The 9,770-nt window shown below is 65.5% G+C and carries 11 protein-coding genes; 5 read left to right on the top strand and 6 right to left on the bottom strand.

Translation table 11 applies throughout. The features are described 5' to 3' along the window. Window positions 1–14: 14 nt before the first annotated feature. The 5 genes from CAG11_RS08755 to CAG11_RS08735 all read right to left on the bottom strand — a co-directional run bounded on the left by CAG11_RS08755 (window position 15) and on the right by CAG11_RS08735 (window position 4,567). Window positions 15–953 carry a LysR family transcriptional regulator gene (locus CAG11_RS08755; RefSeq protein ID WP_085596031.1) on the bottom strand — a complete coding sequence of 313 codons (939 nt, stop codon included), beginning with the start codon at window positions 951–953 and terminating at the stop codon, window positions 15–17. 168 nt (window positions 954–1,121) lie between these two features. Then, the gene (locus CAG11_RS08750) at window positions 1,122–2,042 is read right to left on the bottom strand and encodes a DMT family transporter (RefSeq protein WP_085596030.1); all 921 of its coding nucleotides are present in this window, start codon (window positions 2,040–2,042) and stop codon (window positions 1,122–1,124) included. A 31-nt stretch (window positions 2,043–2,073) separates the two neighbouring features. Then, entirely contained in the window at window positions 2,074–3,258 is a 1,185-nt protein-coding gene (locus tag CAG11_RS08745; RefSeq protein WP_053135274.1) for a cyanate transporter, read from the bottom strand. Between the two features lie 143 nt (window positions 3,259–3,401). Then, window positions 3,402–3,872, bottom strand: a complete 471-nt coding sequence (gene cynS / locus CAG11_RS08740) for a cyanase (RefSeq protein ID WP_022642898.1) — start codon at window positions 3,870–3,872, stop codon at window positions 3,402–3,404. Window positions 3,873–3,907: 35 nt separating this feature from the next. Further along, window positions 3,908–4,567: a carbonic anhydrase gene (locus tag CAG11_RS08735; protein WP_085596029.1), complete on the bottom strand. Its 660-nt coding sequence runs from the start codon at window positions 4,565–4,567 to the stop codon at window positions 3,908–3,910. Window positions 4,568–4,675: 108 nt separating this feature from the next. Between CAG11_RS08735 and cynR the strand changes: the two genes are divergently transcribed. After that, entirely contained in the window at window positions 4,676–5,563 is an 888-nt protein-coding gene (cynR, locus tag CAG11_RS08730) for a transcriptional regulator CynR (RefSeq protein WP_085596028.1), read from the top strand. On the opposite strand, the gene CAG11_RS08725 is transcribed toward cynR, so the two are convergent. Further along, window positions 5,542–6,324 (bottom strand): transporter substrate-binding domain-containing protein, encoded by a 783-nt coding sequence (locus CAG11_RS08725; protein WP_085596027.1) that lies wholly within the window; start codon window positions 6,322–6,324, stop codon window positions 5,542–5,544. The two genes, cynR and CAG11_RS08725, sit on opposite strands and share 22 nt — an antisense overlap. A gap of 174 nt (window positions 6,325–6,498) precedes the next feature. On the opposite strand from CAG11_RS08725, the gene CAG11_RS08720 reads away from it, so the two are divergent. From CAG11_RS08720 to CAG11_RS08705, 4 genes are all read left to right on the top strand, one after another. Then, a complete protein-coding gene (locus tag CAG11_RS08720; protein WP_085596026.1) occupies window positions 6,499–7,155 on the top strand; it encodes a class I SAM-dependent methyltransferase in 657 nt (218 codons plus the stop codon). A 122-nt stretch (window positions 7,156–7,277) separates the two neighbouring features. Beyond that, window positions 7,278–8,411: a ribonuclease D gene (gene rnd / locus CAG11_RS08715; protein ID WP_022642903.1), complete on the top strand. Its 1,134-nt coding sequence runs from the start codon at window positions 7,278–7,280 to the stop codon at window positions 8,409–8,411. Then, window positions 8,408–8,701 (top strand): YcgL domain-containing protein, encoded by a 294-nt coding sequence (locus CAG11_RS08710; protein ID WP_031321118.1) that lies wholly within the window; start codon window positions 8,408–8,410, stop codon window positions 8,699–8,701. The genes rnd and CAG11_RS08710 overlap by 4 nt, the downstream gene beginning before the upstream one ends. Before the next feature lie 119 nt (window positions 8,702–8,820). Beyond that, entirely contained in the window at window positions 8,821–9,753 is a 933-nt protein-coding gene (locus CAG11_RS08705) for a D-2-hydroxyacid dehydrogenase (protein ID WP_022642905.1), read from the top strand. Window positions 9,754–9,770: the final 17 nt, after the last annotated feature.

Genomic DNA, 9,770 nt, shown 5'->3' with positions numbered 1-9,770 from the left:
TTTTCAACGGCCTGCTAGAGCAGGCCCGGTTCGGCGCAGACCTTGACCACCTGCTCGCGCAGCCAGGCCTGGGCGCTGTCCTGGTCACTGGCCTGGCTCCATTGCATGTCCAGGGTGAACCCCGGCAGGCCGGCGGGCGCCTCGCAGTGGTTGAACACCGCCTCGTTGGCCAGCAGGGCCTGGATGCGCCGGGGCAGGGTGAGGATGAAGTCGGTGCCGGTGATCATCTTCAGCGCCGCGCTGTAGCTGTTGGAGCGGGCGGCGATCTGGCGTTTCCGGGCCTGGCGGGCCAGCCAGCCATCCACCATGTTGCTGTCGGATGTCCAGGGCGTGGGGAACACATGACGTCGCTCGACGAACGACTGCAGGCTGAAACGCGCTTGCGTGGGCGGCGTCGCGCGTTTGTCGAAGACGCATACCAACTCGTCTTCCAGCAGCACCTGGGACTGGAGATCGGCGTGGCTGCGGTGGAAGTTGGGGCCGAAGCAGATCACCAGGTCGAGGTTGCCGTCGCGCAACTCGTCGACGGGAATGTCCGCTTCCAGCTTCTGCACGTTGACCGTCACCGGCAGGTCGGCGTAGTCGAAGCCCTTGAGCAGGCGCGGCAGGATCAACAGCTCGAAGTACTCGGGGGCGCAGAGGTTGAAGGTCACCGCCTGGTGGGTCGGATCGAAGGCCGGCACCCCGCTGTGGCACAGGTTGATGCTCTCCAGGATCCTCAGCACGTGGCTGTACATGCTGGTGGCCTTGTAGGTCGGACGCATGCCGGTGCGGGTGTGGATGAACAGTTCGTCCTGGAAGCCCGTGCGCAGTTTCTTCAGGCAGTAGCTGACGGTCGACTGGCTGACGCACAGGGTTTCCGAAACCCCGGTGACACTGCTTTGCTCATACACGGCAACGAAGACCATGAGGTCCTGCATGTCGAGTTTCCTGAGCACATTGCTGATGAGCATCCGTTCCATCCCGCTGGGCACCTGGCGCCGGTGGCGCACAAACCGGGTCGATGCTAGCGGAACGATCGTCCTAGTTAAATGCCCGGGGCGGGGAATCGCGGACAGCATCGGGACATAAATTTCCGATAATACGACTTGGTCATTCAGGCCCGCGAAACTGTCCCGTATTCAGGGGGGATTTGCCGCTATGGCCGGCTGCGGGCGACTGCTGCGCACCAGGCCGAACATGCCCAGCGCCACCAGCAGGGCGCCGAACATTTCCCCGAGGCGCGGTGCCTGGCCCAGCCATGACCAATGGAACAGGGTCAGGAACAGGGTGCTGAGATAGACATAGGAAATCACCGTGGAAGGGGCGATGACGCCGATGGCCCGGTGCAGCAGCCAGAAGGTCGCCAGGGTGGCGAACAGCGCCAGGTACAGCAGCCACGCCAGGTCGTGGCCGGTGAGCAATGCCGCGCTGCGCCAGCCGCCGCTGGCCAGGCAAGCGATGAACAGGAACAGCGAGCCGAACAGCATGTTCCAGAAGGTCATGGCCGCCGGGCTCCGGCCTTGCAGGGACCGGGCCTTGAAGCGCTGGCTCAGGGGCGGGTAGGCGGCCATGGCCAGGCAACCCAGGGCGTAGACCCCCACTGCGTACCACGACGGCCATTGGCCTGGCGCGCCGCCCTTGAGGATCAGCAGCAGCGCGCCAGCGGCGGCCGTCAGCATCGGCAGCAGCCTACGCTTGCGGCTGTCGCCGGGCAGCAGCCAGCCTTCGAACAACAGGGTCAGCAGCGGTACCAGGGTGTACAGGGTCCCGGTGTTGACCGCCGAGGTGTAGCGCAGCGCCTCGAACAGCGAACCGAAGTACAGCGCCAGCAACAGGCCCAGCACACCGTGGGCCGCCAGCCCGCAGAGGTTCGGCACGCAGAAGCCCTTGAACCACAGCAGGGGTACGAACAGCAGCGCCGAGAACAGCAAGCGCAAGGCGGTCAGCAGTACCGGGTCGATGGCTTGGCCGACCTGGGCGGCGGCGAAGAACGAGGCGGCGATCAACGCCGCCCAGAACAGCATGCCGAGGTTGGCCTGGGTGAAGTTCACAGGGTTCATGCAGGCCTCCCGGGCCGGGGTACAAGGCGGTTCAACGAATGTGCCTGGCGTAGTGCCGGGGGTCGAAGCGCAGCACCATGAAGATCATCAGCAGCATCACTGCGGTCAGCGACCACCAGGCCCATTCGAAGCTGCCCAGCTGGTCGCGGATCAGGCCCGCCAGCAGTGGCGACAGCCCGGCGATCAGGTAGCCGATGCCTTGCACGAAGGCCGTCAGGCCGCCGGCGCGGCGCGGGTCGTGCAGATGGTCCAGGGACACGATCAGGCTCATGGGGAACAACCCGCCGATACCCAGGCCCAGCAGGCACGGCCAGAGCAGGCTCAGGTGCCGCGGACTGAGGATCAGCCCGCAGAAGCCGGCGATGACCAGCAGCAACAGCGCCACCAGGACCAGGCGCCGATCCTGGCTGCGGTTGGCGATGGCTGGGGTGATGAGCCCGGAGATCACCTCCATGGCAGTGAGCAAGCCCAGCAGCAGGCCGGCGCTCTGTTCGCTCCAGCCGTTCTCCACGTAGTAGGGCGCGAGCCAGGCCAGCACGCAGGTGTAGGAGGCGGTGCCGAGACCGAAGAACACCGCCAGCAACCAGGCCCGGCGATTACCGGCGAACGACTCGCGGCCACCGCTGGCACCCGGCAGGCTGGGCAGGGAGCGCCGCTGGGCATACCAGAACACCAGGGCCAGCAAGGCCAGGGCGGCCCAGATCGCCAGGGCCAGGCGCCAGCTGCCGCTCTGGTTCATCACCAGGGGGGCGAAGGAGGCGGCGATGGCCGCGCCGCCCATGATCGAGGTGACATACAGGCCCATGAACAGCGAGACATTGTCGGCGAAGCGCGACTTGATCAGCGCCGGCATCAGCGCCTGGATCAGGGCGATGCCGATACCGGCCAGCACGGCGCTGAGGATCAGCTGCGCCGCCGAATCCATGAACAATCGCGAGGCCGTGGCCAGGCCGATGATCAGCAACGACAAGACCACGGTGCGGTGTTCGCCCAGGCGCCGGGCGATGTCCATGCCGAAGAACATCGCCAGGCCCATGGCCATGACCGGCAGCATGGTCAGCAGCGAGGCCAGGCTGAAACTCAAGGGAATATCGCCACGAATGCCCGAGAGCAGCGGGCCGACGGCGGCCATCGACGGCCGCAGGTTGAGTGCCACCAGGACCACGCTGACCATCAGCCAGAGTGCGGGGCGGGAGGTTGCACGAACGCTTTCCATAACCAGACCTTCAATAAGCAGTGGGCTGATTAGGCGGTGCCGTGCGTGCCGGGGGCAAATCAGAAAGTTGGCCGCACTATTTAAAAATTAAATAAGACTCAAGCGGCAAGCCGCAAGCATGCGCTTGAGGCTTGCCGCTGCCCTTAGAACGGCTTGGTCGGCAGGTACTTGCCATCCAGGGTGATCACCGCGCGGGAGCCGCCTTCGGGGTCCTCGACCTTCTTGATGTCCAGCTTGAAGTTGATGGCGCTGATGATGCCGTCGCCGAACTGCTCGTGGACCAGGGCCTTGAGGGTTGAGCCGTAGACCTGGAGCATTTCATAGAAGCGGTACACGGTCGGGTCGGTGGGGATGCCACCAGGGATGCTGCCGCGCGAGGGAATGCTCTGCAGCAGGCGGCTGGCGTCCTGGTCCAGGCCCAGTTTGTCGCACACCAGGTCGGCTGCGGTGGCCGGCAGGGCGTGCTGGCCCAGCAGGGCGGCGGTGACGAAGGCCAGGCTCAGGCCGGTGCCGTCGGTGAGGTCCTGCCAGGACAGGTTCTTGCGCGCCTTGGCATCGATGATGGTGTCGGCCAGGGCCAGGCGTGGGGCTTGGGCAAATTGGGATTGCAGCATGGGTGGATTCCTCTTGGGTGAGTGAAGGTTGCTGCTCAGGCAGCGGTCGAAGGGCGGCTGGCCAAGGCGCAGGTATGCGGGTGCTCGGCCAGGGAGACGAAGCGCCGGGTAGGGCCGTCCAGGGCGGCGATGGCGCCGCTCTCGATGTCGTAGACCCAGCCATGCAGGTTCAGCCGGCCCTGTTCCAGGGCCAAGGCCACCGAGGGGTGCGTCTTCAGGTTAGCCAACTGGGCGATGATGTTGTCCTGTACCAGGGCGTCCAGGTGTTCGGCGGGCGAGGCATGGCGCCGCGCGGCGTTGATCACCCGGGCCGATTCGGCGTGGCGCAGCCAGTTGGCCACGGCTGGCAGGTGGTCCAGGCATTTGCAGGTGGAGAGGGCGGTCATGGCGCCACAATCGGAGTGGCCGCAGATAACGATATCGCTCACCCCCAGTACCGCCACCGCGTATTCCACCGTGGCCGATACGCCGCCGGGCTCGGGGCCGTAGCTGGGCACGATGTTGCCGGCGTTACGGATCACGAACAGGTCGCCGGGCTCCTGCTGGGTCAGCAGTTCCGGTACCACCCGGCTGTCGGAGCACGTGACGAACAGCGTGCCGGGGCTCTGGGAGCTGGCCAGTTGCTTGAACAGTTCGCTGCGCTGGGGGAAGGCTTCGCGCTGGAACTTGAGGAAGCCGTCGATGATGTGCTGCATGGGGGTCTCCTTGCGTCGCTGATGGGGCAAGGATGGGAGTTTTCAGCTATAGCGTCCAAGACCGGTTTATTATGCTTTCCATAAGCCATGCCTATAGTTGGAGCCGTCATGCTCTTGCGTCATATCCGTTACCTGCTGGCCGTTGCCGAGCACAGCAACTTTACCCGCGCCGCCGAGGCGCTGCACGTGTCGCAGCCGACCTTGTCGCAACAGGTCAAGCAACTGGAGGAGTCACTGGGGGCGCCGTTGTTCGATCGTTCCGGGCGCAGCGTGCGCCTGACCGACGCTGGCCAGGCCTATGTCGCCTATGCCCGGCGTGCCCTGCAGGACCTGGAAGCCGCCCGGCGGGCCATGCATGACGTACAGGACCTGAGCCGCGGCTCGTTGCGCCTGGCCCTGACCCCGACCTTCACCGCCTACCTGGCCGGGCCTTTGCTCAGCCGCTTCAACCAGTGCTATCCGGGCATCCGCCTGAGCATCGAGGAAATGACCCAGGATCGCCTGGAGGCGGCCCTGGCCGAAGATCGCCTGGACCTGGGCATTGCCTTTGCCGGCGAACACCTGTCGGAAATCGAGCCCCAGGGCCTGTTCAGCGAGACCCTGAGCCTGGTGGTCGGCCCGCAGTACCAGGCCCGGGAGCAAGAGCCGCTGGATGCCGCAGCGCTGGGGCGTCAATCGCTGGCGTTGCTCAGTGGCGACTTCGCCACCCGCCGCCATATCGACCTGTATTGTCGCCAGCAGGGCATTGCGCCATGCATTGCCATCGAGGCCAATTCGGTCAGTGCGCTGGTGGAGATCGTGCGTCGCGGGCAGCTGGTGACGTTGTTGCCCAGTGCCATAGCCCGGGAACAACCGGGCTTGCGCGCGCTGGCCCTGGCCTCACCCCTGGCGCCGCGCAGCGTTGTGCTGCTGGGGCGCCGGGGTGCCTATCGCAGTGCGGCTTGCCAGGCCTTCCGGCAGTTGCTGGAGCAGGATTACGGCGCCGCCAACCACTGATTGACCACTTGGTCGTAGGCGCCGGTGGCCTTGCTCAGGTGCAGCCACTGGTCGACGTAGCTCTTCCAGGCCACATCGTCCCGGGGCAGGAGGAAGGCCTTCTCGCTGTACTGCAGGGCATGCTCGGGGTTGACCGCACACAGCCCCGGCTTGCGCCGTTGCTGGAAGCGCGCCTCCGAGGCATCGGTGATCATCACGTCGGCCTTGTGGCTGAGCAACTGGTCGAAGATCTTCACATTGTCGGCGAACAACGTCAGGTTGGCGTTGGGCAGGCGCGTGCGGGCGAAGACCTCGTTGGTGCCTCCCGGGGGTTCGATCAGGCGCACCGAGGGCTGGTTGATCTGTTCCACCGTCTGGTAGCGCTTGAGATCCTGGCAGCGCACCAGGGGGATCTTGCCGTCGACGCCCAGGGGCTGGCTGAAGAAGGCCTTCTTCTGGCGCTCCAGGGACACCGAGACGCCGCCGACGGCGATGTCGCACTGCTGGCTCTGGAAGTCCGCCATCAGGCCCTTCCAGGTGGTGTTGACCCACTTCACCCGGACCCCGAGGCTCTGGGCCAGGGACTCGGCGAGGCTGATGTCGATGCCCTCGTAGTGCCCGTCGTCGCGCAGGTAGCTGTAGGGCTTGTAGTCGCCGGTGGTGCAGACCGTCAGGTGGCCGCTTTCTAGCACCTGGTCCAGGCGTGAGGTCGGCTCCTGGGCCAGGCAGAGGGCGGGGGCCGCGAGGCCCAACAGGGTACTGAGCAGAAGGCGCGGGAGCATCGAGTCGTTCCTTGAATGGCGGCAGGGCATAGTGCAGGAGCCATGTCGGGCCGGGCAAGGGCCCGGAACCCGGCGCACAACTGCGGCCAATGGCGGTTTGACCGGCTTTCGACCTTTTTTTCACGAATGGCTGGTTAACCTGTGGCCCAGGATCACCACCAGAGCTCATCCGTCATGTCGTCCCACCCCCCACCGTCCATCGAGCTGGAGTTCGCTCGGCGCTACGACCAGGAGCACGCGCGCGTCTGCCGTGAACCTCGTCCTACCGGGATGGGCACGCGCCTCGGGTTGTGGCGCATGGCGCACCTGGTACGCCATGCGCTGAAGGTCGCCGGCGAACCGGGGCTGATCCTCGACGTGGCCTGCGGCGCCGGGCGCTACTGGCCGTTGCTGGCCGAGCATGGCAACCGGGTGATCCTCGCGGCGGATCCATCCCAGGACATGCTGAATCATGCCCAGACCCATCATCCGGCCGGCCTGATGAAGCGGGTCAAGACCTTCCACAGCTCGGCGTTCGATATCGGGCTGTCGGCCAACGCGGTGGACAGCATCATCTGCATGCAGTTGTTCGCCCACATCCTCCATGGCGAAGATCGCCTGGCCCTGCTGCGCGAATTCCACCGGGTCAGCCGTGACTCGGTGATCGTCGCCGCCCGGGTCGAATTCTTCCTCAAGGCCTGGCGGCCAGCGGTGCAAACGGGCCTGCCAGTGACCGACAAGGCGCAGCTGGAAAAAGAGTTCGCCGAGGCTGGATTCGAGATCCTCAGCCACCAGGACTTGCTGCCTGGTTGCGCACCTTCACGGGTCTACGTGCTGAGAAAACAGGGTTAGTCCCGGCTCTCGGACTATTCTTGCTCTCCGGCAGCAGATTTCACGCTTGCTCTTATCGGGTCAATGCTCGGAAATCGCCGGGGGCGATATATACTGCGCGCCATTCTTCAAGGGAGAGCCGTGTGGCCATCGATATTCACTGGATTCGCGACAACGATAGCCTCGGTCAGCTTTGCGCCGAATGGCAGCAATTGCCCTTCGTCGCCCTCGACACCGAATTCATGCGGGTCGACACTTTCTACCCCATCGCCGGCCTGTTGCAGGTAGGCGATGGGCAGCGCGCCTACCTGATTGACCCTTTGACCATCGACAACTGGCAACCCCTGGCCGAATTGCTGGAGAACCCGGCGGTGGTCAAGGTGGTGCATGCCTGCAGCGAGGACCTGGAAGTCCTGTTGCGCCTGACCGGCAGCCTGCCCGCGCCGTTGTTCGATACGCAACTGGCGGCCGCCTACCTGAACCTGGGGTTCTCCATGGGCTACTCGCGCCTGGTGCAGGAAGTCCTGGGCATCGAATTGCCCAAGGGCGAGACCCGCTCCGATTGGCTGCAGCGCCCGCTGTCGGAAACCCAGGTCAGCTACGCCGCCGAGGATGCCGTGCACCTGGCCCAGGTATTCAGCCAACTGCGTCCGAAGCTGTCCGAGGACAAGTATCGCTGGGTGCTCGAGGACGGCGCCGAACTGGTGGCCAACCTGCGCCGCGAGGTGGACCCCAACGAGGTCTACCGCGATGCCAAGCTGGCCTGGAAGCTGTCCCGCGCCCAACTGGCGGTACTGCGCGAGCTGTGTGCCTGGCGCGAGCGGGAAGCCCGCGCCCGTGACCTGCCACGCAACCGTATCGTGCGTGAGCATGCGCTCTGGCCCCTGGCCAGGACCCAGCCCGATACCCTGTCGGCGCTGGCCAAGATCGAAGACATGCATCCGCGCACCGTGCGCCAGGATGGCGAGTTCCTTCTCGACCTGATCAAGCGCAGCGCCAAGCTGGGCCCGGAGCACTGGCCGCCGGCCCTGCCCGAGCCATTGCCGATCGAAGCCTCGGCCCTGCTCAAGCGCCTCAAGGCCGTGGGCCAGGCCGAAGCCGAGCGCCTGGGCATCGCCCCGGAGCTGATGCTGCGCAAGAAAACCCTGGAGAGCCTGCTCAAGAGCGGCTTCCCCAGCGGACCCTACCAATTGCCCGATTCGCTGCGTGGCTGGCGCCGCGAATTGATGGGCCAGGCGCTGCTGGATAGCCTGGCCACCGCCGGAGAACAGCCTTGAAACGTATCTGCTCCATCTACAGAAGTCCGCGCAAGAACGAGATGTACCTCTATGTGCTCAAGAGCGAAGCACTGGAGCGCGTGCCGGAAACCCTGCTGGCGGCTTTCGGCAAGCCGCAGCATGCCTTCGACCTGGTATTGACCCCGGAGCGCCAGCTGGCCCGGGAAGACATCCAGAAGGTGCTGGAGAACCTCGACAAGCAGGGATATCACCTGCAGATGCCACCGGCGGAAGACGAGTACATCGAGCACTTGCCCGAAGAGCTGCTGCGCCGCAATGATCCGGTCTGACTCCTAGGCGCTCGATCCCGGGCGCTTTCCCTGTGCACCTGACTGACCTGGCCGCCGCCTGGAACGATGGAGCGATACTCCGTCGGCGGTGGCCTGTACCGTTTTTTAAGGTTTGAACCATGCGCGTTCTGATTGCCGAACACGATCACGCTGTTTATGCCCGCCTGTTGCGTCAGGCGGCCCCGGACCTGGATGTGCTGACCAGCGGCGATTCCGCCGAGCTGGCTCGCCTGGCGGTGGACTGCCCGGTATGGCTGGGCCAGCCGGACCTGCTGGCGACCCTGCTGCGCCAGGGGCACAAGCCCCAGTGGCTGCAATCGACCTGGGCCGGCATCACGCCGCTGCTGGCCGACGGCTTGCCCCGGCATTACCGGCTGACCCGGGCGGTGGGGATCTTTGGCCAGGTGATGGCCGAGTACGTGCTGACCTACATCCTGGGCCATGAGCGTGAAGTGCTGGCGCGGCTGGTCAGCCAGGTGGAACGCAAGTGGGACAACCGCCTGGGCCAGAGCCTGGTGGGGCGCAAGGTACTGATCGTCGGGACTGGCGATATCGGCCAGAGCGTGGCGCAGTTCCTGGTGCCGTTCGGGGTCAAGCTGTATGGCATCGCCAGCCGGCCCCGGGAGCAGGCGCCCTTCGTCGAAGTGGCCGGCCTGGAGGACCTGGGACGCTTGGTGGGGGAGGTGGATTATGTGGTCAACCTGCTGCCCAACACCCCGAGCACCCACGACCTGTACGACGCGGCGCTGTTCAAGCAGTTCAAGTCCACCGGGCTGTTCATCAACGTCGGCCGCGGGGTCTCGGTGGTCGACGCGGACCTGGTGCAGGCTCTAAAGGATGGCCACCTGGCGGGCGCGGTGATCGATGTCTGCCGCCAGGAACCGCTGCCACAGCGGCATCCGTTCTGGACCGCCTGGGGCTTGCTGCTCACCGGCCACAGTTCCGCCCCCACCTCGCCGGAGCTGATGGTGCAACTGTTCGTGGAAAACCTGCGGGCCTACCAGGCCAAGCAGCCCCTGCGCGGCGAAGTGGACTTCGCCCGGGGCTACTAGGACGCCGGAGTGGCAAG

Origin of the sequence: Pseudomonas sp. B6(2017), from assembly GCF_002112765.1 — a bacterium.
In the GTDB taxonomy this organism is placed as follows: Bacteria; Pseudomonadota; Gammaproteobacteria; order Pseudomonadales; family Pseudomonadaceae; genus Aquipseudomonas; species Aquipseudomonas piscis.
Note: the sequence above shows the minus strand (reverse complement) of the source record. Positions and strands in the feature narration are given on the sequence as shown.